The sequence below is a fragment of the Coprococcus sp. OM04-5BH genome (assembly GCF_003482105.1).
Taxonomy (GTDB): domain Bacteria; phylum Bacillota; class Clostridia; order Lachnospirales; family Lachnospiraceae; genus Coprococcus.
This window is the reverse complement of the sequence record NZ_QULM01000007.1, coordinates 67903-91742: the sequence shown is the minus strand read 5'-3', so window position 1 is coordinate 91742 and position 23840 is coordinate 67903. Positions and strand designations below refer to the sequence as shown.

21 protein-coding genes and 2 tRNA genes are annotated in these 23840 nt (G+C 41.1%); 18 read left to right on the top strand and 5 right to left on the bottom strand.

The window, feature by feature from the left end; all coding sequences use genetic code 11:
• Positions 1–266 precede the first annotated feature (266 nt).
• The 5 genes from DXB54_RS11415 (at position 267) to sigG (ending at position 7046) form a co-directional block, all read left to right on the top strand.
• Positions 267–2843: a tubulin-like doman-containing protein gene (locus DXB54_RS11415; RefSeq protein ID WP_118695242.1), complete on the top strand. Its 2577-nt coding sequence runs from the start codon at positions 267–269 to the stop codon at positions 2841–2843.
• Positions 2844–3112: 269 nt separating this feature from the next.
• Positions 3113–3796 (top strand): 4'-phosphopantetheinyl transferase family protein, encoded by a 684-nt coding sequence (locus DXB54_RS11410; RefSeq protein ID WP_021937442.1) that lies wholly within the window; start codon positions 3113–3115, stop codon positions 3794–3796.
• A 176-nt stretch (positions 3797–3972) separates the two neighbouring features.
• The gene (locus tag DXB54_RS11405) at positions 3973–4482 is read left to right on the top strand and encodes a helix-turn-helix domain-containing protein (RefSeq protein ID WP_021937441.1); all 510 of its coding nucleotides are present in this window, start codon (positions 3973–3975) and stop codon (positions 4480–4482) included.
• A complete protein-coding gene (locus DXB54_RS11400) occupies positions 4460–6055 on the top strand; it encodes a peptide chain release factor 3 (RefSeq protein ID WP_118695241.1) in 1596 nt (531 codons plus the stop codon). The genes DXB54_RS11405 and DXB54_RS11400 overlap by 23 nt, the downstream gene beginning before the upstream one ends.
• A 217-nt stretch (positions 6056–6272) precedes the next feature.
• Complete coding sequence (sigG, locus tag DXB54_RS11395) at positions 6273–7046, top strand: RNA polymerase sporulation sigma factor SigG (protein ID WP_021937439.1); 774 nt, start codon at positions 6273–6275, stop codon at positions 7044–7046.
• A 129-nt stretch (positions 7047–7175) separates the two neighbouring features.
• Here sigG and DXB54_RS11390 read toward each other — a convergent pair whose 3' ends face one another.
• Both DXB54_RS11390 and argH read right to left on the bottom strand, forming a co-directional pair.
• The gene (locus DXB54_RS11390; RefSeq protein WP_021937438.1) at positions 7176–7382 is read right to left on the bottom strand and encodes a hypothetical protein; all 207 of its coding nucleotides are present in this window, start codon (positions 7380–7382) and stop codon (positions 7176–7178) included.
• A gap of 17 nt (positions 7383–7399) precedes the next feature.
• Positions 7400–8782: an argininosuccinate lyase gene (argH, locus tag DXB54_RS11385; protein ID WP_021937437.1), complete on the bottom strand. Its 1383-nt coding sequence runs from the start codon at positions 8780–8782 to the stop codon at positions 7400–7402.
• 164 nt (positions 8783–8946) lie between these two features.
• On the opposite strand from argH, the gene DXB54_RS11380 reads away from it, so the two are divergent.
• The 7 genes from DXB54_RS11380 (at position 8947) to DXB54_RS11350 (ending at position 13567) form a co-directional block, all read left to right on the top strand.
• Positions 8947–10011 (top strand): transglutaminase domain-containing protein, encoded by a 1065-nt coding sequence (locus tag DXB54_RS11380; protein ID WP_118695240.1) that lies wholly within the window; start codon positions 8947–8949, stop codon positions 10009–10011.
• Positions 10012–10082: 71 nt separating this feature from the next.
• Positions 10083–10616 (top strand): HAAS signaling domain-containing protein, encoded by a 534-nt coding sequence (locus DXB54_RS11375; RefSeq protein ID WP_021937435.1) that lies wholly within the window; start codon positions 10083–10085, stop codon positions 10614–10616.
• 233 nt (positions 10617–10849) lie between these two features.
• Positions 10850–10922: transfer RNA gene (locus DXB54_RS11370), tRNA-Val, on the top strand.
• 18 nt (positions 10923–10940) lie between these two features.
• A tRNA-Met gene (locus DXB54_RS11365) sits at positions 10941–11014 on the top strand.
• A gap of 411 nt (positions 11015–11425) precedes the next feature.
• Positions 11426–11980 (top strand): 2-C-methyl-D-erythritol 2,4-cyclodiphosphate synthase, encoded by a 555-nt coding sequence (gene ispF / locus DXB54_RS11360; protein WP_118695239.1) that lies wholly within the window; start codon positions 11426–11428, stop codon positions 11978–11980.
• A 150-nt stretch (positions 11981–12130) separates the two neighbouring features.
• Positions 12131–13009: a GNAT family N-acetyltransferase gene (locus DXB54_RS11355; protein ID WP_118695238.1), complete on the top strand. Its 879-nt coding sequence runs from the start codon at positions 12131–12133 to the stop codon at positions 13007–13009.
• A 48-nt stretch (positions 13010–13057) separates the two neighbouring features.
• The gene (locus tag DXB54_RS11350; RefSeq protein WP_021937987.1) at positions 13058–13567 is read left to right on the top strand and encodes a DUF6106 family protein; all 510 of its coding nucleotides are present in this window, start codon (positions 13058–13060) and stop codon (positions 13565–13567) included.
• Between the two features lie 171 nt (positions 13568–13738).
• Here DXB54_RS11350 and DXB54_RS11345 read toward each other — a convergent pair whose 3' ends face one another.
• On the bottom strand, positions 13739–13972 hold the full coding sequence (locus DXB54_RS11345; RefSeq protein WP_021937988.1) for a hypothetical protein: 234 nt from the start codon (positions 13970–13972) through the stop codon (positions 13739–13741).
• A 151-nt stretch (positions 13973–14123) separates the two neighbouring features.
• Here DXB54_RS11345 and DXB54_RS11340 point away from each other — a divergent pair, with 151 nt between their 5' ends.
• The 5 genes from DXB54_RS11340 to DXB54_RS11320 all read left to right on the top strand — a co-directional run bounded on the left by DXB54_RS11340 (position 14124) and on the right by DXB54_RS11320 (position 21875).
• Complete coding sequence (locus DXB54_RS11340) at positions 14124–14765, top strand: epoxyqueuosine reductase QueH (protein ID WP_118695237.1); 642 nt, start codon at positions 14124–14126, stop codon at positions 14763–14765.
• A gap of 153 nt (positions 14766–14918) precedes the next feature.
• On the top strand, positions 14919–15992 hold the full coding sequence (locus DXB54_RS11335; RefSeq protein ID WP_021937990.1) for a carbamoyl phosphate synthase small subunit: 1074 nt from the start codon (positions 14919–14921) through the stop codon (positions 15990–15992).
• Positions 15992–19195, top strand: coding sequence for a carbamoyl-phosphate synthase large subunit (gene carB, locus DXB54_RS11330; protein ID WP_118695236.1), 3204 nt, complete (start codon positions 15992–15994; stop codon positions 19193–19195). The genes DXB54_RS11335 and carB overlap by 1 nt, the downstream gene beginning before the upstream one ends.
• Positions 19196–19304: 109 nt before the next feature.
• Positions 19305–20951: a putative manganese-dependent inorganic diphosphatase gene (locus DXB54_RS11325; RefSeq protein ID WP_021937992.1), complete on the top strand. Its 1647-nt coding sequence runs from the start codon at positions 19305–19307 to the stop codon at positions 20949–20951.
• A gap of 33 nt (positions 20952–20984) precedes the next feature.
• Entirely contained in the window at positions 20985–21875 is an 891-nt protein-coding gene (locus DXB54_RS11320) for a TIGR01212 family radical SAM protein (protein WP_021937993.1), read from the top strand.
• Here DXB54_RS11320 and DXB54_RS11315 read toward each other — a convergent pair.
• Both DXB54_RS11315 and DXB54_RS11310 read right to left on the bottom strand, forming a co-directional pair.
• Positions 21853–22236, bottom strand: a complete 384-nt coding sequence (locus DXB54_RS11315; RefSeq protein ID WP_118695235.1) for a helix-turn-helix domain-containing protein — start codon at positions 22234–22236, stop codon at positions 21853–21855. The two genes, DXB54_RS11320 and DXB54_RS11315, sit on opposite strands and share 23 nt — an antisense overlap.
• Positions 22190–22732 (bottom strand): helix-turn-helix domain-containing protein, encoded by a 543-nt coding sequence (locus DXB54_RS11310; RefSeq protein ID WP_021937995.1) that lies wholly within the window; start codon positions 22730–22732, stop codon positions 22190–22192. The genes DXB54_RS11315 and DXB54_RS11310 overlap by 47 nt, the downstream gene beginning before the upstream one ends.
• A gap of 259 nt (positions 22733–22991) precedes the next feature.
• Here DXB54_RS11310 and thyA point away from each other — a divergent pair, with 259 nt between their 5' ends.
• Positions 22992–23822, top strand: a complete 831-nt coding sequence (gene thyA, locus DXB54_RS11305; protein WP_021937996.1) for a thymidylate synthase — start codon at positions 22992–22994, stop codon at positions 23820–23822.
• Positions 23823–23840 lie beyond the last annotated feature (18 nt).

The window sequence follows — 23840 nt, the reverse complement described above, 5'->3', positions numbered from 1 at the left end:
TCTTATAAAAGTTTAGTTTATTTTAGTGCAAAAATCAAGAAATTATTGAGATAATACATTTTCTACAAATGAACTTTGCGTTTTTTTGAAAAATACAACATATCTTATAAAAAGATTTATGATTTTTGTTGAAAATGACATAAAATAATGGTAATCTAGGTTATGTAGGGCAAGTTATCATATATGCAATATTTTGTGGTTTATATGATCGTTTTGTTCCGGGGGAAGTATTTTTATCAGACGTAAGTGTTCTGGAGGGAGATTGTATGATACTTATTGATACTCAAAAAGAAGAATTCAGCAAACTCAAGGATGTAAGAATATTTGGGAAGGTCAGCCATGAGGGCAGATACAACGGAAACCTTCTGGTCATCGGTTTAGGCGGTGTGGGAAGTAAGACCGTATTAAACCTTAAGGGCATGCTGGTTGACAATATAACACCTGAGGACAATATAAGCTTTCTTATGGTGGATTCTGATATACCGGCCATGGAAGCAACCATAAAGGACAGCAAGGAGCATCTTGGCTTCAATGCCATGGAGGTGTGCAGTATATACAGACCTAATGCAGAAAACTTACTGGCAAACGGTATCGACAATAATCCGGTTCATCCAAACCTTGCAAGCTGGATGGCATCGGATTTTCCATCAATAACCATCACCCCAAGAGGAACCGGTGGTAACAGACAGATAGGCCGTCTCATGTTCTCTAATGCTTATGAGGATATGAGCATGCTTCTTTTTGATAAACTTGAGGAGGCAAGGAACAAGGTTAAAGTGGGATACCTTGATGTGATTATAGTTACAGGTCTTGGTGGAGGAACAGGAAGCGGTATACTTTCAGATCTTACATATAATTTGCGGGCATATTCCAAGAAGATGAGATGGAACAACGTCAGGATAGGAGCATGTCTCATGATGCCGGACGTGCTGTTCGGAATAAGAGCCATATATGATAATACTGAGAAAATGCAGATTATGAAGGCTAATGCCTATGCAACCTTAAAGGAGATAGACCACTATATGAACCTTTCAGAGACAGAGGATTCATATGTGTTCCAGAGCACCACACACAGATTTGCCATAAGAGATAATATATTTGACGCCTGTATGCTGGTATCAGGCAAGCGTGATAGCCAGGGATACATCCCTGACGGCTTTGTGTACAGAGACACAGCCAAGTATCTGTATAAGCTGGCGTCCAACAAATATATCGGTACACCGGATAAGTATGGTGAGAGACGTCTTTTAAGAGATGTGTTCTTTGATAATGAGATCAGGACCATAAGTACATGGAAGATAAATAACGCAGACAAGGCGGATATTGCCGGTGGAAATTGTTTCTATAAGGTTCCGAGTGAGGCTGACTACAGGATACCTATTAAGGAAATGGAGAATATCTGTGAGCATGAGGTATTTGTCGAGGCATTTAAGGAGATCAACAGATCCGTATTTTCCGATGACAGACAGATGGAATCCTTCAGAAATGCAGTGAGTGAGTTGGATAGATTTCTGGATGAGCCTGCGGGAGCAGAGATTTCCCTTAATGTGTCGGGACTTGTGCAGTTTGGACGTTTTCAGAAGCCTGTATATAAGATGATAAAGAAGAGACAGGATACCCTTCTTCAGGATATGATGAAGGATCTTGATAAGATGGAAGCCGAGCTTCCTAAGATGGTAAAATCGATTAAGAACAAGATATGGTCAAATCTTGACGGCGTGATAAAGAAATGTATGCTGGAGAAGGGACCATTTGCGGCAATAGAGCTTATAGGTGCCAAGGGGTTTGGCCCGGGAGACGGAAAGCAGGGTATGATACCGGAGATAAGAAAGCTCTCCGATAAGCTTGAGAAGTATGAGCCGTCATCTGAGTATGAGAGGATCATAGAGTCCATACATACCATAGTTGCCAAGAGATTTTTTACATTCCCATCAGCCAAGAGGGAAACAGAGAATGGCTACTATGATGCATGTATAAAGCACATTCTTTCCCAGGAGAGAAATAAGATCATGGATGAGTTGAATTCCCAGGATGTTCTCGGAGATACGGTGAGATGGCTTTCAGAGAGAGCCGAGAGACTTGACGAGATATTCTCCCAGTTCGGTGAGGATCTTAATAATTCTATAGAGGATCTGTCTAACATAGGCAAGAGTGCGGTAAACAACCTTCTTAAGAGGGCAAGCCACCATAACTTCCTGCCGTCTGACTATATATCAGAAAAAAGGATAGCAGATTTCAGAAATGGTATTGTAAGATTTCTTCTGGACAATGAGACGAATATCGACAACAACAAGGTTGTTCCTGTTAAGGATGCCCTTGAGAAGCTGTACAGGGATTTCTTCGGCGGTATAGGTGCATTCGGACCGGAGAAGATGTTATCGGTTGCTTTCTCGGAGAAGAGACTTGTGGAGCAGGATCTTAACGTAATGTTCGGTTCACCTAAGAATGACAGAAGAAATAATGTTATGAGATTGGCTGCCGAAGCGTTTGTGGATGATATAAAGGCAGAGGAGCAGCTGTGTGTTCTTAAGGGTAAGGCAGAGGAAGCATTACCTAGAAGAAAATATATTTCGGTTCCTAATACAATGCCGTATTTCAGTGAAGCAGTTAAGGATATTCTGGTTTCTGAGCCTTACAATGAGAAGACAGATGCCATAACCCTGAATCCGGGTGAGATCGAGATATCCATAGACGATATGATAGTCGGTGTCCCACTTGCCATGATGGACTGTATAGAGGAGCTTCAGATGGCATACGAGTTCACTGTGGGATACAAGGGACTGCATATTGATGAGAGAAATGTTGATATGCGAAAAAAATTCAATGAGCTTGTATCCGTTTAATGCTTATAGAATTGTAACAGGGATATGTAGGATGATATGAAATCTAGAAAAAATGGCGTGACTCGTGCTGCCGGATCATGATATGTATGACATGTATATGTTGTATAGGAAATAAATGATTTTAAGAGGGCGTGACCTGAATGGTTGCGCCCTTTGTTAAGTGTATGATAATATGATGGAGTGAGTGAAACCAGACATCAGATGTAAGGTTGTCAAAGGTTTACCATAGAATAACCTACAGGTGAGGTTGTTTTTTTGGAGAGGTTTGCATGGAGATACAGGTTTATAATGTGGAGAAATTCCTTGATGAAGATGTGATAAAAAGATATCTGTCGGGACTATCTCCATACAGAAGAAATAAAATAGAAAATTACAGGTTCCTTCAAGACAGGGCATTGAGTCTTGGTGCCACACTGTTACTTGCGGAGGTTATAGAAAAATATGGTATAGATGAGAAGGATGTAACCTATGTCACAGGAGAATATGGAAAGCCAAGGATAAAGGAGCTGCCGTTTCTTGAGTACAACATAAGCCATAGCGGAACCATGGTTGCTCTTGTGTATCACGATAACAAGACGAATAATGATCCCGAGACCATGGCTTCCTGCGGTATTGATGTGGAGATGGTAAAGGGGCATGGCGACAGAATGGCAGACCGGATCCTGGCTCCGGAAGAATTTGCCATATATAAGGCATTAAAGAATCAGAATGTCAGCGCTGCAAATGCTTTCTTTACGAGAGAATGGACCAGGAAGGAAGCCTATTTAAAATATAAAGGAACAGGACTGGACTTTACTTCAAAGACTGTATATGAGGTTCTGGAGCTTGGAAAGCTTGAGAAGAAGGGATTGTATTTCAATGAAATCAAGGTGATAACTGATTGCGCAGATTACTGTGTGGCAGCCTGTTCCAACGTAAAGGATATAAAGGATTGCAAGGTTGTAAAGTATTAAATACATAACCCATGTAAATATGTATGGCTTGGATAAATACATCTTTAAAAATCAGTAAATATGTGATATTATCAATTGTTGACACTTTGAGATTAAGAAAGATCAAAGATTGTGTGAAGTGGCGATGCCAAACAGCAAATTTTAATGGGTTGTTGTTCAATAAGAGGGGATGACGAATGAGTAAAAAAGCAACAAAAGCACTTAACAATAGATATTATATTGCAAGATATAATGCTTCCCGCAGTAACCCTGCTCTCACAAGCAGAGAGAAGGCGGCAGAGATACTTAATATAGACAGAACCAGATTATCCAGGATAGAGCTTGGAACAGTGGTTCCTTATCCGGAAGAGGTTCTTGCCATGTCAAAGGCATATGATTACCCTGAATTATGTAATATATATTGTTCGGGAGACTGTCCGGTAGGTATTGTAACAGTGAAACCGATCAATGCGGACAGTCTTGACAGGCTTATATTACAGTTTCTGGGTTCTTCCCAGAAGATGGAGGATATTACCACAAAGCTCATAGATATCACAGAGGATGGGATGGTTGATGAAAGTGAGATAATGCAGTTTGATGCGGTTCTTACGGAGCTTGAGAAGATGTCGGTAAATATACAATCACTGATGCTGTGGGCACAGAAGAATAAGGAGAAGTTAAAAAATGGCAGACAAAAACTTGATTGATGAGATAAACAGAAGAAGAACATTTGCGATCATATCCCACCCGGATGCAGGTAAGACAACTCTGACAGAGAAGTTCCTCCTGTTCGGAGGAGCCATAAATACAGCAGGATCAGTCAAAGGTAAAGCCAATTCAAAGTATGCGGTATCAGACTGGATGGATATTGAGAAGGAGAGAGGTATCTCGGTTACTTCATCGGTACTGCAGTTTAATTATGACGGATATTGTATAAATATCCTTGACACACCGGGACATCAGGATTTCTCAGAGGATACATACAGAACCCTTATGGCGGCAGATTCTGCGGTCATGGTAATTGACGCTTCAAAGGGTGTTGAGGCACAGACCATAAAGCTGTTTAAGGTATGTGTAATGAGACATATCCCTATATTTACATTTATAAATAAGATGGACAGGGATGCCAGAGATACATTTGAACTCTTAGATGATATTGAGAGTGTGCTTGGCATAAGAACATGCCCTATGAACTGGCCTATAGGTTCAGGAAAGGATTTCAAGGGCGTATATGACAGAAAGACGAAAGTAGTCTCCACGTTCCAGGCTATATCCACAGGTGGAGCCAAAAAGGCAGCAGAGACCGACTATGATATAAATGATGAAGCGTTAAAGGAGCTTGTGGGACCATATCTCTACGATCAGTTCAACGAGGAGATAGAGCTTATTGATGGCGCCACTGATGAACTTGATCTTGATAAGGTAAGAGCAGGAGAGCTTTCACCTGTATTCTTCGGTTCAGCCCTTAATACCTTCGGTATAGAGCAGTTCCTTAATTACTTCCTTAAGATGACAACACCACCTCTTGGAAGAAATTCAAATGAGGGTATCATAGATCCTGCTTCTGAGGAATTCTCGGCATTTGTATTTAAGATACAGGCAAATATGAATAAGGCACACAGGGACAGGATAGCGTTTATGAGGATATGTTCAGGTAAGTTTGAGGCGGGCATGGATGTGTACCATTGTGCCAGCAAGAGAAAGCTTAAGCTGTCACAGCCTCAGCAGATAATGGCACAGGACAGAAAGATAGTGAGCACAGCCTATGCAGGTGACGTTATAGGTGTGTTTGATCCGGAGCTTTTCTCCATCGGAGATACTATAACAGCAGGCAAGAAGTTCGAGTATGAAGGCATACCTACATTTGCCCCGGAGCACTTCTGCAGGGTTGTTCAGTTAAACACCATGAAGAGAAAGCAGTTCGTAAAGGGTGTTACCCAGATAGCCCAGGAGGGTGCCATCCAGATATTCCAGGAGTACACGGCAGGACTTTCAGAGATAATCGTGGGAGTTGTTGGTGTTCTTCAGTTTGACGTGCTTAAGTACAGACTTGAGAATGAGTACGGCTGTGAGATAAGGCTTGAGCCGATACCATATAACTATATCAGATGGGTGAAGGATCCGTCCACAGACCTTACAAAGCTTAAGCGTGTAAATGATGTTAAGAAGGTTAAGGATATGAAGGGGAATCCGCTACTTCTGTTCTCCAGTGAGTGGGTTATCAATCAGGTTCTCGAACACAATGAAGGACTTGAGCTTCTTGAGTTCAGAAAGAATTAACAGAGAAATAAAACAAGTACCAGAAGCTGAAATTAAAAGTCATGATGAGAAGCGGCTGAAATAAGCTGAAAATAAAACAGGTATCAGAAGCCGTAAAAGGTGGATATATGAAGAGGTCTTGCGTCCGGAGCTGACGTTGGGCTTCTTTTCTTTTGAATAAAAACAGGCAAAATGTCAATGCTATATCTATACAAGTTATGTTTGGAGGATATAGTTCATGGCACTGAATAAGGTTTATCTGTGTGGTGTGAATACATCGAAGCTTCCTGTTTTGTCAGAGGAAGAGAAAAAAAGATTGTTTGATAGGATTGAAGAGGGAGATGCCAGGGCGAGACAGCAGTTCATAGAGGGCAATCTGAGACTTGTATTGAGCGTTGTAAGTCGTTTTAATAATTCGGGAGAAAATCCCGATGATCTGTTTCAGGTTGGATGTATAGGACTTATTAAGGCCTTGGACAATTTTGACAGAAGCCTTAATGTGAAATTTTCTACCTATGCGGTCCCTATGATAATAGGAGAGTGCAGAAGATACCTGAGGGACAATAATTCTATCAGAGTATCCAGATCTTTAAGGGATATCGCTTACAAGGCAATCTATACTAAGGATATTCTTACAAAGAAGAACGACAGAGAACCATCCATAGTAGAGATTGCAAATGAGATAGATATATCCCCGGAGGATGTGACCATGGCACTTGATGCCATTGCGACGCCGGCGTCTCTTTATGAGCCGGTATATACAGACGGCGGAGATACATTGTACCTTATGGATCAGATAAGCGATAAAAAGAACAAGGAAGAGAAATGGGTGGACAATCTGTCTCTGGCAGCCGCTATGGATCATCTTAATCCCAGGGAGCTTGATATAATCAAATTAAGATATTATCATGGCAAGACCCAGACAGAGGTGGCAGAGGAGATATGCATATCCCAGGCCCAGGTCAGCAGGCTTGAGAAGAATGCACTTAAGAAAATGAAAAATTATCTGTAGGAGTATCTGGAGACATTTTAAAGACCGGGAAAACACAAAAGTGGATATTCGTAAATAAAAAACCTCATAAAACATACATTACATGAAATGTCATGGCTGTATGAATATGAGGTTCTTTCTTTACTTAGATTATTTGTTGATATCATCAAAATTCATATTTTGGAAGTTAAAGCCCTTCATAGCATTCGCTTCGGAATCATTCTTGTCAAGGTCTGATTTTATGGCGTTTAATTCTTCTATGGTAAGCCCTGACATAAGAGCCACTTCATCTATTGAAATATCAACTTTCAACATTCTTATTGCAAGGTCTCTTTTTGCTTTGTTTGTTCTGTTCAAGATTACATCTCCTTACTCTACTTGAGATTTTTGAGGTATTCTTCGTTGATTTCGATTACCTTCTTAATGGCCTCTGTGCCCGGAGCCCCGATGGTGTTTCTCTTCTCAACACATTCCTTCATGCTTATTGCCTGATAGATATCCTCTTCAAATACAGGGCTTACTTCCTTGTACTCCGAAAGCGGAAGATCATCAAGAGCTATACCCTTATCTATGCAGATAAGTACCAGACGGCCTACAATGCCATGGGCGTCACGGAACGGAACACCATGATTTACAAGGTAGTCGGCAGCATCTGTGGCATTGGTGAAACCCTTCTTGGCTGACTCTGCCATATTGTGTTTGTTGACGGTCATAGTCTTTATCATGCCGTTAAAGAGGGCTATACATCCCTTTACAGTGTCTATTGCGTCAAATGTAAATTCCTTATCTTCCTGCATATCCTTATTGTATGCCAGCGGGATACCCTTCATTGTTGTAAGGAGGGAAGTGAGGGCGCCGTATACACGGCCTGTCTTTCCTCTTACTAATTCTGCGATATCAGGGTTCTTCTTCTGAGGCATGATGGAGCTTCCTGTACTGTAGGAGTCATCAAGCTCTACGAATTTATATTCGTTGGAGTTCCATATGATTATTTCCTCTGAAAATCTGCTAAGGTGCATCATGATGGTTGCCAGAGCAGATAAAAGCTCTATGCAGTAATCTCTGTCGGCAACTGAATCCATGCTGTTTAAGGTAGGACCATAGAAGCCCAGAAGAGATGCTGTAAGCTCCCTGTCTAAAGGATAGGTTGTTCCTGCCAGTGCACCTGAGCCTAAAGGACAGTAATTCATTCTTTCATATATATCACATAATCTGCTGTAGTCACGCTTGAACATCTCCATGTATGCACCGAAATGATGGGCAAGTGTGATAGGCTGAGCCTTCTGAAGATGGGTGAAGCCGGGCATGTATGTATCAGTGTGCTTCTTCATAAGGGAGTGGAGTGTGGTTAAAAGTTCCTTTAGCAGTTCCTTTATATCTATTATCTCGTCCCTTGTATATAATTTCATGTCAAGGGCAACCTGATCATTACGGCTTCTTCCGGTGTGGAGCTTCTTTCCCACATCTCCGATTCGATCGATAAGGTTGGCTTCCACGAAGCTGTGTATGTCTTCGTACTCTGATGTGATAGCGAGAGTTCCTGCCTCGACATCATGAAGTATTCCGTTAAGTCCGTCGATTATCTGATCTCTTTCCTCATCTGTAAGTATTCCACAGGCTGCAAGCATGGTGGTGTGGGCAATACTGCCTCTGATATCCTGCTTGTAGAACTTTTGATCAAAAGAAATGGATGCGTTAAAGTTGTATACTAACTGGTCTGTCTCCTTAGTGAAACGACCACCCCAAAGCTGTGCCATTATATTTTCCTCTTTTCTGTAGATTTGCATTGGGTTTATTTTACAACAATAGCAGTACTTTATCAACATTAAAGAATTTTAAATAATTTTATTTATTATTAATTTGCACATACTGATATCGAATGTTAAAATAGTCAATACAATGGATTCGGGTTATAGAGATTATGAGAAGGTTTAAAAATTTTATAAAGGGTGTCATGGTGATACTGGTGGTGTTCGCACTGCTATACTGTCTTAAGTGGACATTCTTTAATATAATAAAGAAAGACCAGACCATAAACGGCATGAAGGAATTGTCGAAGGTGGTGCTGGAGGATATAAGGTCAGGAAAGGAAAGAGACTATATCGTTGTAAAGGATGTATCGGACTCTCAACTGGCAGCTATAAATCAGGTAGTTGATTCGGCATACGGACATGTGGATACATACAGGGTGCTTGTATCATTTGCAGATACGGATTTTGTGGAACTAAGATATACCAGATCGGATAATTATTATGTACTCATGAAGTATCTGTATGATCAGGACATACCGGCAGAACAGATGAGAGCACGGGCTATATATAATGAGATAATCGATCTCCTTGAGCAGGTGGATGACAACTTAAGCGATTACAGCAAGGAACTGCTCGCCCATGACTATGTAGTGAACAGGTGCCAGTATGGATATGGCGATGATGAGAATGATGCCTATACCACCTATGGAGCACTGGTTGACGGATTTGCCGTGTGTGATGGATATTCCCAGTCATTTGCCCTACTGCTTGATTGTATGGGCGTTAAAAATGAATTGGTGGTTGGATATGGTCTTAAGGAATTACATGCATGGAATCAGGTGTGTATAGAAGGACAGTGGTACAATGTTGACTGTACCTGGGATGACAGCGACGTGGAACAGTCCCTTGATCCGGTTCATACGTATTTTAATGTGGATGATATAAACATGGCATATGAACACTCATGGGACAGAGAGCTGTACAATGAATGTGCCGGAGAAGAGTACAACTATTACAGGGTAAATAATACTGTCTATGATGATTTGTCAGAGCTTGAGAGTGACTTCGGAAGAGTATATAACAGTACGGACACAAACGTATTTGAAATGGCTGTGAGAGATGAAATGGCTTATGATATTTCGTTGGATTTTCTTACTGAGTATATAAAGCGGCATAAGGTACAGTATTCTGTTACAAGACTAAAGGATTATTATGTGGTCATAGTGTACAGATGATAGATATTTAAGATAAGGAATGCATGCAATCATTTTGTGAGCCGTGACAGCAATTACAGGAGGTGGAATTTATGAAGAGAAGATTTTTGCAGGAGCTTAAGGAGGCTTTAAAGGGAAATGTATCTGAACCGGTACTTGCAGAGTCCATAAGTTACTACGACGGATATTTTAATGACGAAATAAAGAAGGGCAAGAGTGAACAACAGGTATACGACGATTTGGGACCTGCCCGTATAATAGCAAAGACCATAATAGACACTAAGGGAAGTGCTGCCAGCGGAACTTATTATGATGAAGGAACAGAGGGGCAGTATTACAGCAGCTCTTACGACAAAACATATGGCTACGATGATGAAGAGACCAGAAAGGGCTGGCATATAAATATTGACCAGAATACAGGACACACAAGTCTGGCGTTTGGCAGGCTGGACTTCAGTACAGTGCTTGGGAAAATTGTTATAGCATTGTGCGTACTGGCCGTTCTTGTGGTGGTTGGAATGATAATATACCTGGGCGTTAAGGTGCTGCTTTATGTGGTTCTTCCTATTGCGGTAATAATACTTATTATCAATGTGTTTATCTCCATATTCGGGAACAGGTCGTGACAGGAGATGCATAAAAGTTCGATTAATGCAAATTCTCCGACCACAAATTTATAATTATCTTCGTCGGAGGCTGCAGGGCTTGCCTGTAGGTTCGTTAATGATAAATTGGTTGTCTGAAAATGCCCGAAAAACGTAATTTGAAAAAGTTGGCAAAAAAATAAAAAAAGTGCTTGACTTTTAAACACCTAAAGTATATACTAACAGAGGTGTTCGGGTCACGGACACGAAAGAACGGGATCTTAGCTCAGCTGGGAGAGCATCTGCCTTACAAGCAGAGGGTCACAGGTTCGAGCCCTGTAGGTCCCATTCTTAATAATTTAATATGGCGGGATAGCTCAGTTGGCTAGAGCATGCGGTTCATACCCGCAGTGTCGAGGGTTCAAATCCCCCTCCCGCTACTAAGTGGAAAGACAGGTTTCTGTCTTTTTTTTGTGCAATAAGCCTTCATGCAGAAATTATGCTTGCATAAATTTCTATATGAAGGCCAATGTTCATCGAGCCGATAGGCGAGATGACATATATTGCACGGATCGAGTAGGAGGAGCCTACTCGATTTGTGGCAACGAGTCAAGTGCGACATGCTTGCATAAACATACCCTCAACGAGGAAAGTTCCCAACAATCAAGTTGAAAATCTCACCTTTTTACTATAAAATAGCTAGATAGATATACAATACAGGTATTGTCAGCCATCACCATAGACCACAGATAGCTTAAGATGATATGATCTTAGGATGAAGGTTATTTTAGAATGACAGTGATCTTGGGTGGGATGGTCGGCTGATGTTCGGATTTTGGAGGAATATATAATTGAGAATAGGAATGGGATATGATGTTCATAGATTAGTTCCCGACAGGAAGCTTATTCTTGGCGGAGTAGATATACCCTATGAGAAAGGGCTGCTTGGTCATTCTGACGCGGATGTCCTTGTTCATGCCATAATGGATGCTCTTCTTGGTGCAGCAGGACTTGGAGATATAGGAAGACATTTCCCTGATACAGATGACAGGTATAGGGGAGCTGACAGCATGGTTCTCCTTGGAGAGGTAAAGAAGCTTCTTGATAGGGAAATGCTGTTCATAAGCAATATTGATGCAACGGTAATAGCCCAGCAGCCTAAGCTTGCACCTTATATAGATACTATGAGGGAGAAGATTGCCGGAGTGCTTGGTATACCGGTAAATGCTGTTAATGTTAAGGCGACAACGGAAGAGAAACTGGGCTTTACAGGTGAAGGACTTGGCATAAGTTCACAGGCGGTATGTCTTCTTGAAACTGTGGATACCTTCAGCTATCAGGTGAACACCGTATCAGGAGCATGTGCAGGCTGCAGCGGATGTGCCATGACACAGACAGACCGATAAGAGCCAGCCCGGCAAAAAAGGAGAATTTTAAATGGGCTGATGTTCTATTTATTGTGTCAAGTTTTATATGAAAACTTGACATGTAGCTTCAGCCCCTTTGCCGAAGGTAAATTTTAATGGGCTGATGTTCTATTCACAGGAGGAAAGTATATGGAATACAGGATTTGCAATAAGGAGGATTTTCTTCAGCTTAGGAGCTTGTGGAAGATATGCTTTAATGATTCAAATGATTTTATAGATTATTATTTTAATGAGGTGTGCAGCAGAAATGTTATATTTGCAGCTTTTGACGGAGAAAAGCTGGTATCAATGGCACATCTTAACCCGTATACCATAGTGTTTAACGGCAGACGAAAGGATGTCCACTATATAGTGGGGGTGGGAACTCTGCCTGAATACAGGAAGAAGGGTATAATGAGAGAGCTTATGATGCATGTTATAGAATGGATTAAGAATGATGGGGAGGATTTCACATATCTTATGCCGGAGGATAACAGGTATTATGAGAGTCAGGGTTTCTTCAGACTTGAGGAAAGCCACATATATGATACTCACGCTCTTGCTGCAAGATACGAGGATCGTTATGAGGACATGGATATGATACATTACAGCGATGTGTCTGACTATCTCTGGAAGGATTTTAATTCAAGGATAGCTGAGACTTATGACGTTTTTACCATGAGGAACAGCGAATATATAAGCGGGCTTGACCTTTGCTGCCAGTCTGAGGGCGGTGAGGTTCTTGTGGTCACAAAGTCCGACAGGATAATTGCCATTGCAGGATTTATGAATGGTGACAAAGGAGAGGAGATAATACAGTATATCACTACAGAAAAGGATCTGGAGTCCCTTGGATACATGATCCATACCCTTAGCAATCCGGCAGATGAGATAGAATTGTTCGGAAGGAGTATATCGGACGAAGACCTTATATTAAGACCGGGAAAGGGCATAATGTTCAATATTATCAATGATGATTTCAAGGAAAAGATAATGGCTGACAACATGCTCATAAATGAGATCGTATAAATGGTTCTGATGGTTCAGAGGAAGTAAAAAAAGGAAAAGAGGAAAGAAATGTTTAATGAAAATGGTTATGTGGAGCATATAGTTAAAGGAAAGACACCTGCAGGGGTGATATTGGCAACGGTGATCGGAGTGATCATATCACTTATAGGAATGGGACTGGTATTTGCAACCGGCGGTATAGGCTTCTCCTTTCTGCTGATCGGAATTGCTGTTATTGTCCTGGCAATGTCAAAGAGAGATGTTGAATATGAATATATAATGACAAATGATGATGTGGATATTTCAAGGATAGTTGCCAAGTCATCAAGAAAGAAAGTTTATTCATTTACAGGTAAGGATGTGAAGATCATCACAAAGGCAGATTCCGTATACAGAGACAATGAACATCAGGCAAATCCTGATATAAGAAGCCATGTGTTCGTGATGGATGAAGCAGGGGATAATGTATATGCGTTTATCCTTAATGTAAATGGTAAGCCGGAGGAAGTCCTTATAGAGACAAATGACAGAGTTATGGAACATATAGGCTCATTCTTCAGAGGAAAGCTGAAAAAGTAGAAGAGAAAAATAAAAAGGGAAGATTGCTTCGGGTCTGATGGGGGATCAGACTTGAAACATCTTCCCATTTTGATATAGTAGAATCTCTTTCAGATGAATGAAAGGGGAAACTCCCATAATGTGTACTATGTATGTGTGAATGTAGAACAGCTGATGTAGATATACGGTAGATCAAGGCTCCAGCGGAGTAACCTTGAGTCCCTTGTATAGCTTGGTGTAAAGGCTTCTTTCGTCAGAATATAGCATAATGCCTCTGCTTCCGTCCTTTACGATATACGCATACTTGTTCTTCTGCACATTCATGTACAAAACGTCATCGACGTTAAGCTCCTTAGCTTTCTGCTTTGCCATAGAAATGCTTAATGGCTCGAGCTTATACTTTTTTACAGCTTGTTGTACTGTCATGGCTAACACCTCCGAATCGTATAGACACATGCTTTAATAACTACCCTTAGTATATTGTAAATAAATTACAATGTCAATTATAAAATATGCACAAAAAACGAAAAAACTCCAAAAAAATTAAAAAAAATAATTATAGAAAAGAGAAAAAAACATGTTTGAAATTAGTAAATATATTCAAAAAGATGCAAATTACAATAAAATTATGGAGTTGCAGATAAAAAATATACCGGAAGGAACAAAACCAAGACTTCTGTTACACTGTTGCTGTGCTCCCTGCAGCAGCCACTGCCTGTCTGTACTAAGTGAATATTTTCATATTACGGCATATTTTTACAATCCAAATATCACAGAGTATGAGGAATATATGAAACGCTGGGGAGAACTGGTGAGATTTGTGGACAATGTGTACCATGATGAAGTAGGTACATTTCTTGAGGAGCATGAGAGCGAGAAGTTCTTAGAAATGAGCAAAGGTCTTGAGGAGGTGCCTGAGGGAGGCAGCAGGTGTTATAAGTGCTACAGATTAAGACTTGACAAGTCTGCCGCTTATGCAGTAAGCCACGGATACGATTATTTCACCACAACCCTGTCCATAAGTCCCCATAAAAACTCGGCATGGCTTAATGAGATAGGAAGAGAGCTGGAACAGGAATACAAAATACCATATCTGTACAGTGACTTCAAAAAGAAGAACGGATACAAACATTCCATAGAATTGTCCCATGAATACGGACTGTACAGGCAGAATTTCTGCGGCTGTGAGTTTTCTAAAGCAAATTCACAAAAAAACTGACGAAAAAAATATTGTATTAGTAAAATGATTGTGTTAATATTGATTAAATTAGAAAAAAAGAGGCAATGAAGAAAGTTAAGGATCTCCAGAAAATCCCTTTGTTCACTCTTTTTTTTTGAGCAAAAATAGAAAAAAGAAAGGAAAACGTGTATTATGAAGGCTTTTTTAATACTGGAGGATGGACATGTATTTGAAGGTAGCAGCATTGGTTCTACCGAAGAGATAATCAGTGAGATCGTATTCAATACTTCAATGACCGGCTATCTTGAAATTCTAACAGATCCCTCTTATGCAGGTCAGTCGGTTTGTATGACATATCCCCTTATTGGTAATTATGGAATATGTTATGATGATATGGAGGCGACAAAGCCATGGCAGTCAGGATTTATTGTAAGAGAGCTGTGTAAGTATCCTAGTAACTTCAGAAGCAATGAAGACATCAACAGATTCCTTGTAGATAATAGAATTACGGGCATTGAGGGAATTGATACCCGTGCTCTTACAAAGATCCTTAGAAATAAGGGTACCATGAAGGGCATGATAACTACTGATGAGGCATATGATCTTGATACATGCATAAGCAGGATCAAGGCATGGGAGATGGGACATGTTGTTCTTGAGGTAACATGCAAGGAGAAGGAGTTCTATCCCGGAACAGGTTATAAGGTAGCAGTTATTGACCTTGGTGTTAAAAACAATATAGTCAAATCTTTACTTGAAAGAGACTGCCAGGTTACAGTATATCCGGCTGAAACACCGGCTGAAGAGATCATCGCAGACAATCCTGACGGAATTATGTTAACTAATGGCCCTGGCGATCCTAAATCATGTCAGGTAACAATCAATGAGATCAAGAAATTATTCCAAACAGATATTCCAATATTTGCAATTTGTCTTGGACATCAGTTAATGGCTCTTGCCAATGGTGCGGACACAGAGAAAATGAAATACGGACACAGAGGTGCAAATCATCCTGTAAGAGATCTTAAGACAGGAAAGGTTTATATTACTACCCAGAATCACGGATACATGGTTAAGGAGGAGACTCTTGACAGAAAGATAGCTGAGGTAAGCTTTGTAAATGTAAATGATGGAACCGTTGAGGGTGTACATTATCTTGGAAAGAATGCACAGACAGTCCAGTTCCATCCTGAGGCCTGTGCAGGTCCTCTTGATTCCGGTTATCTGTTTGATACATTTATGAACATGATGGAGGTGTCTAAGTAATGCCAAAGAATGCAAATATCAAAAAGGTTGTAGTTATAGGTTCAGGTCCTATTGTAATCGGACAGGCAGCAGAGTTTGACTATGCCGGAACCCAGGCGTGCAGATCCCTTAAGGAAGAGGGCATATGCGTTGTACTTATAAATTCAAATCCGGCAACTATCATGACAGATAAGGATATTGCCGATAAGGTGTATATAGAGCCCCTTACTGCCGATGTTGTAAAGGCGGTTATAGAGAAAGAGAAGCCTGACAGTCTTCTTCCTACCCTTGGAGGGCAGGCAGCGCTTAATATTGCAATGGAGCTTGAGGAGAGCGGCTTCTTAAGGGAGCAGGATGTAAGACTTATAGGTACATCAGCCCAGACTATTAAGAAGGCAGAGGACAGACTTGAGTTCAAGAAGACCATGGAGAAGATCCATGAGCCTGTTGCCCCATCAGAGGTTGTAACAACAGTTCATGATGGTCTTGAATTTGTAAAGAAGATCGGGTATCCGGTTGTTCTCCGTCCTGCGTACACCCTTGGAGGAAGTGGCGGCGGTATCGCCAACAACGAGGAAGAATTTGTAGAGATACTTATGAACGGCCTCAGACTTTCACGAGTCGGACAGGTTCTTGTAGAGAGATGTATCGCAGGCTGGAAAGAGATAGAGTACGAGGTAATGCGTGACGCTAACGGCACATGTATCACCGTATGTAACATGGAAAATCTTGATCCTGTGGGAGTCCATACGGGTGACTCAATAGTAGTTGCTCCATCTCAGACTCTTGCAGACAAGGAATACCAGATGCTCCGTAGTGCAGCACTTAATATCATATCAGAACTCAAGATAACAGGTGGATGTAACGTACAGTTCGCACTTCACCCAACATCATTTGAATACTGCGTTATAGAGGTAAATCCTCGAGTAAGCCGTTCATCAGCACTGGCGTCAAAGGCTACAGGTTATCCTATAGCAAAGGTTTCAGCCAAGATCGCTCTTGGCTACAATCTGGATGAGATACCAAATGCCATTACCAAGAAGACATATGCCAGCTTTGAGCCTGCTCTTGATTATGTTGTTGTCAAGATACCTAGACTTCCGTTTGATAAGTTCATAAAGGCAGACCATGATCTTACCACACAGATGAAGGCTACCGGTGAGGTTATGAGTATCTGTACAAACTTCGAGGGTGCCCTTATGAAGGCTCTCCGTTCACTTGAGCAGCATGTAGACAGTCTCTGGTCGAGCAGATATAAGGATATGACTGATGAAGAGGTTGTTGAGCTTCTCCACAGAGTAGATGACAGAAGAATATATGTTATTGCCGAGGCCATAAGAAGAGGCATTTCATATGATGAGATATACAATATCACCAAGATAGACAGGTGGTTCATCGATAAGATCCATAACCTTGTAAGAAAGGAAAGACAGATCATACAGTCTAAGGGAGATATCTCCTATGAGCTCATGAAGGAGATCAAGAGAGTTGAGTTTCCTGATAAGGTTATTGCCCGTCTTGTAGGAAAGACAGAAAAAGAGATCAGAAAGATGAGATATGACTATGGTATCACAGCTTCATTCAAGATGGTTGATACCTGTGCCGCAGAGTTTGACGCAGCCACACCTTACTATTATTCATGCTTTGATGGTGAGAATGAGGTTGTGGAGGACAACAGCAAAAAGAAGGTAATGATACTTGGTTCAGGTCCTATCAGAATAGGTCAGGGTATCGAGTTCGATTACTGTTCAGTACACAGCACATGGGCATTTGCAAGAAAGGGTTACGAGACAATTATTGTAAATAATAACCCTGAGACTGTAAGTACAGACTTTGATATAGCAGATAAGCTTTACTTCGAGCCTCTTACAGCAGAGGATGTTGAAGCAATTGTAAATCTTGAGAAGCCGGACGGTGCGGTAGTGCAGTTTGGAGGACAGACAGCCATCAAGCTTACTGAAGCACTCATGGAGATGGGAGTTAAGATCCTTGGAACAAGCGCAGAGAATGTTGACGCAGCAGAGGATAGAGAGCTCTTTGATGAGATCCTTGAGAAGTGCTGTATCCCAAGACCTGCCGGACATACAGTATTTACAAGGGATGAGGCTCTTGAAGCAGCTAACAGCCTTGGATATCCTGTTCTTGTAAGACCTTCATATGTTCTTGGTGGTCAGGGTATGCAGATTGCCATATCAGATAAGGATATAATAGAGTTCATGGATATCATCAACAGATATACCCAGGAGCATCCTATTCTTGTGGATAAGTACCTTATGGGTAAGGAAGTTGAGGTTGACGCTGTATGTGATGGAGAGGATATTCTTATCCCTGGTATCATGGAGCATGTAGAGAGAGCCGGAATACATTCAGGTGACAGTATATCCGTATATCCTGCCCAGACCCTTTCACCAAAGGTAAAGAGGATAATAGTTGATTACACCAAGAAGCTTGCCAACAGCCTTCACGTTATAGGACTTATAAACATACAGTTTATTGCTCTTAATGATGAAGTATATGTAATAGAGGTAAATCCACGTTCAAGCCGTACAGTTCCATATATAAGCAAGGTTACAGGAATACCTATCGTAGATCTTGCCACAAGGGTTATCCTTGGTGAGAAGATAAAGGATATGGAGTATGAGCCGGGACTCCAGCCTGAATCAGAGTATTTTGCCATCAAGAAGCCTGTATTCTCATTTGAGAAGATCAGAGGCGCTGAGATAAGCCTTGGACCTGAGATGAAGTCAACAGGCGAATGTCTTGGTATTTCAAAGGATTACAATGAAGCACTGTATAAGGCATTCCTTGGAGCCGGTGTAAATCTTCCTAAGACCAAGAAGATGATACTTACAGTAAAGGATTCCGATAAGATGGATGCAATAGATATCGGAAGAAGATTTGTAAATATCGGTTACGAGATATATTCCACAAGAAGCACCTGCAGAGTACTCAATGAAAATGGTGTGCCTGCCAAGCTTATAAACAAGGTAGAGGAGCCATCACCTAACCTTCTTGATCTTATCTTGAGCCATGAGATAGATCTGATCATAGATACTCCTTCACAGGGTATTGAGAAGAGCAAGGATGGATTTATAATAAGACGTCATGCAGTAGAGACAGGAGTTACATGTCTTACAAGCCTTGACACAGCAGACGCACTCTTAACAAGTCTTGAGACATCTGCTGACAGAAAACTTTCACTTGTAGATATCAGTGAAATATAGTAGTATAATCTTCTTATTAAGAAACACAATATAAGAAGATGTTACGCTTAAAATTTAAAAAGAAGGATAGCAGGCGTGATATATATCACGCCTGTATTTGGTATAGTATATGCATAATACACCGGCTGATGAGGTATTTATAATAGGACATAAGAACCCTGATACGGATTCCATATGTTCTGCCATTGCCTATGCAAACCTTAAGAACTTGACTGAGAATAAGTATTTCCCTAAGCGGGCAGGAAAATTGAATAAAGAGACAGAATATGTACTTAAGAGATTTGGAGTTAAGACACCGGAACTGCTTTCAGACGTTGATTCTCAGGTTAAGGACATAACCTATAGACTGGTGGATGGAGTGTCGGGAGATATTACCTTAAAGAAAGCGTTTGAACTTATGCAGGAAAATGACGCCACGACACTTCCTGTAGTAGATGATGGAAAGATTAAGGGGCTTGTTACCGTAGGTGATATAGCAGAGGCGTATTTTCTTACAAATGATTCTGATGTACTCTATAGGGCAGGAACCACCTGTAAGGATGTTATAGATACCATACATGGGGAGATGCTGGTTGGAGATGAAAATGCAGTGGTTCCATCCGGTAAGGTCATGATAGGCGCTGCTCATGTGGACGTTATGAAGCAATATATAAAGCCCCATGATATAATAATTCTTGGAGACAGGGAGAAACCTCAGCATACAGCTATTGAAAATGGTGCAGGCATGCTTATTGTATGTCTGGTTGACTGTGTGTCAGATAAGGTGCTTGAGGAGGCGAAGGCAGCAGGATGCACTGTGATCATAAGCGGGTATGACACTTACACCGTTGCGAGACTTATAGGTCAGAGTATGCCTATAAAGCATTTTATGATAAAGGACAATATATACACATTCAGAGAAGAGGACACCATAGAGACCCTTAAGGGAGTTATGTCTAAGACCAGATACAGATATTTCCCTGTGGTGAACAAGTACGGAATGTACAAGGGTCTTGTATCACGAAGAAACTTTATTAATTCCAGAAAAAAACAGATTATACTTGTGGATCATAATGAGAGAAGCCAGTCGGTAGATAATATAGACAAGGCTGAGATTCTTGAGATAATAGACCACCACAGGATAGGCAGCGTTGAAACTGTGGCTCCGGTTTATTTCAGAAATCTGCCTCTTGGCTGTACAGCTACCATTATATATATGATGTACAAGGAGCAGAATATTTTCCCTGACAGGGCTACGGCAGGACTTATGTGTGCCGCCATACTTTCAGATACGCTTATGTTTAAGTCACCTACCTGTACACCGGTGGATGAACTATATGCCAAGGAACTGGCAGGTATAGCCGAGGTAGATCTCAAGGAACTTGCCATGTCCATGTTCACAGCCGGAAGTAATCTTACGGGAAAGACCACTGAAGAGATACTCCATCAGGATTATAAGAAGTTTGATGTTGGAGATAAAGTTGTAGGTATAGGACAGATAACATCCATAAGCAAGGATGAACTTAGCGGTATAACAGCCAAGATGAAGAAGTACATGAAGGATACGGAATTTGCCGATTGCGATATATGTCTGTTCATTATGACAGATATACTGGATGAAGGTTCAGGAGTATTGTGTAAGGGCAGTATCGCCAAGCAGCTTTGCCAGGTGGCATTTGGCAAGTCTTTTGATGATAACTACGCATATGTGGAAGGTCTGGTATCCAGAAAGAAACAGGTTGTGCCTGAGCTGATACGTGCCATGGAGAAGCTTTAGTGCATATAAATAACAGATAAATATCGGGTGAATATGAAGATATATACAGCAAACCAGTATATGCGGGATGTATTCTCGGAGAAGGTATACAAGATATCATTAAATGCAGGCTGCACATGTCCTAACAGGGATGGAACCAGAGGATATGCAGGCTGCATTTTCTGTAGTGAATCAGGCTCCGGAGATTTTTCCCAGAAAAGAAATTTAAGTATAACTGAACAGATAGAAAAGGCAAAGGAAAGGGTAAATGGGAAGTTTAAGGGAGATCATTATATCGGATACTTCCAGTCGTTTACCAATACCTACGGAGATATTGACGTGCTCCGTGCCAAGTTTATGGAGGCTATAGAAAATGACAGTATATGTGGGCTGTCCATAGCCACAAGACCTGACTGCATTAATGAAAGAGTTGTGGCTGCTCTTGATGAGTTATGCCGTATAAAGCCTGTATGGGTGGAACTGGGACTTCAGACTATACATGAGGATACCGTAAGGCTTATAAACAGGTGCTATGAGCTTTCTGAATATGACGCCGCGGTTTCTCTGCTAAAGACTATAGACGTCCATATAATAACCCATATGATAATAGGACTTCCCTACGAAACAAAGGAGGATATGGTTGCGACTGCAGAGTATATAGGAAATTCGGGTGTACAAGGTATAAAATTCCAGCTCCTTCATGTGCTTAAGAATACTGCCTTGTGTGAAATGTATGAGAAAGGAGACTTTGAAGTGCTGACACTGGATCAGTATATAGATATCCTGAGAGCCTGCATAGAAGTCATACCGACGGGTATGGTGGTACACAGGCTCACAGGGGATGGCCCTAAGAGTCTCCTTGTTGCTCCGCTGTGGAGCGGTGACAAGAAGAAAGTGTTAAATGAGATCAACAGGCGGGTACTTAATGATTCTCATTTTCAGTGATCTCGGCAGCGGTAATGAAAAGCAGGGCGTTTTGCTTATCATCAGGATCAAGCCGTCGGAATTTTGTGATAAGAGTATTCTCATCTGAGGAACAGAGGCTTCCGTATGTGAATATCTGGAACATTCCGGGGTCTTGATCCTCTGTGGGGCACATATCCATACAGACCAGATATATTAAATGCATGATATTTATCTTGTAGAAACAGCAGAGCTTAACAAGAGTGTTAATATCCGGCTGGCGAATACCGGTTTCAAAGTGCGAGTAGGCAGAGGCTGTTATGCCTATGCGCTGTGACAGTTCCTCCTGGGTGAGGTTATTCAGCACCCTCAGGTTTTTCATAAATGTGCATGTGTTGTTCATTGTATGTACTCCTTTTCAATTTCATATATTCTTTTATGAGGCGTTTGTCCCAGTCTGTTATGTCATTGTATAGCCTAAGCAATTCAACCTGATCCGGATCGGGTTTTATGGTCTCGGTGGGTTGGAGATCTTCGGCTTCTCCCGGGAATCGTGAATCGTAATGATAATTTCCTGCGTTGTCGCATACAAGCATCGCAGGTTCTTTTTTTCTCTCATAACTTGCAATGCTGGCGTTTGCCCTGGTAAATGCAAATAAAAAATCATAATCGAGTATTTCGGATAGTAGATTTATCTGGTCTATACAGGGAAGACAGGCTCCATTTTCATAATTGGCATAGCCGCTTCTTGATAAACCCAGCATAAGACCCAGTTCACGTTGACTTAAATTCTTCTTCTGCCTGTAGTGACGGAGAAGCTTACAGAACATGTCTTTGTTCCCGGCTGTGGCAGCAGGTGATGTATTTGTGTTGTTACTGTTTGTGTTTTTTTTGGACATTTTATTTCTCCTTGCATATTAGGGGCTGATATCCGCCGACTTTTTAGATAGCGAAACAAATAAGCTTATGTGGTTCGTGTGAATGTAGTATATAACGAAAGACGCGGAATTTGTCTGTATGGGTATAACTGGTATGGTTTATGGGTATAATTGGTATATTTGCAGAGGAAATATGTCAAATAATATTTGTTCTTCTTTTTTTGCCGGGAATAATGTAGAATAGAGGAAGTGTTTATAAAGTATACGGAGGAGAAACAGTATGAGCAGAGCTGATGAATTATTTATCAACATGTGCAAGGATATAATAGAAAACGGATACAGTACCGAGGGGGAAAAAGTCAGACCAAAATGGGAGGATGGAGAATATGCCTACACCATAAAGAAATTCGGCGTGGTGAACAGGTATGATCTTTCAAAGGAATTTCCAGCCATAACGCTCAGAAAGACTTATATAAAGTCTGCCATAGATGAGATATTGTGGATCTGGCAGAAGAAATCCAATAATGTCAATGATCTTAAGAGCCATATATGGGATAGCTGGGCTGATAAGGACGGTTCCATAGGAAAGGCATACGGATACCAGCTTGGCGTGAAGCACAAGTATAAAGAGGGAATGATGGATCAGGTAGACAGACTTTTATATGATCTTAAGACGAATCCATACAGCAGAAGAATGATGACCAATATCTATGTTCATGCTGACCTGTCTGAGATGAACCTTTATCCATGTGCCTACAGCATGACCTTTAATGTTACGGGAGACAGGCTTAATGCAATCCTTAACCAGCGTTCACAGGATGTTCTGGCTGCAAATAACTGGAACGTTGTCCAGTATGCGGCATTGCTCCATATGATAGCCCAGGTGTCAGGCTTCAAGGCAGGAGAGCTTGTGCATGTTATCGCGGACGCACATATATATGACAGGCATATACCTATTGTTAAGGAGCTTATAAGCAGACCGACATATCCGGCACCTAAATTCAGCATGAATCCGGATGTTAAGAACTTCTATGATTTCACACTGGATGATTTCACTATAGAGGACTATGTTACCGGCCCGCAGGTTAAGAACATACCTATAGCAATATAGTAAAGATACAGAAATGGA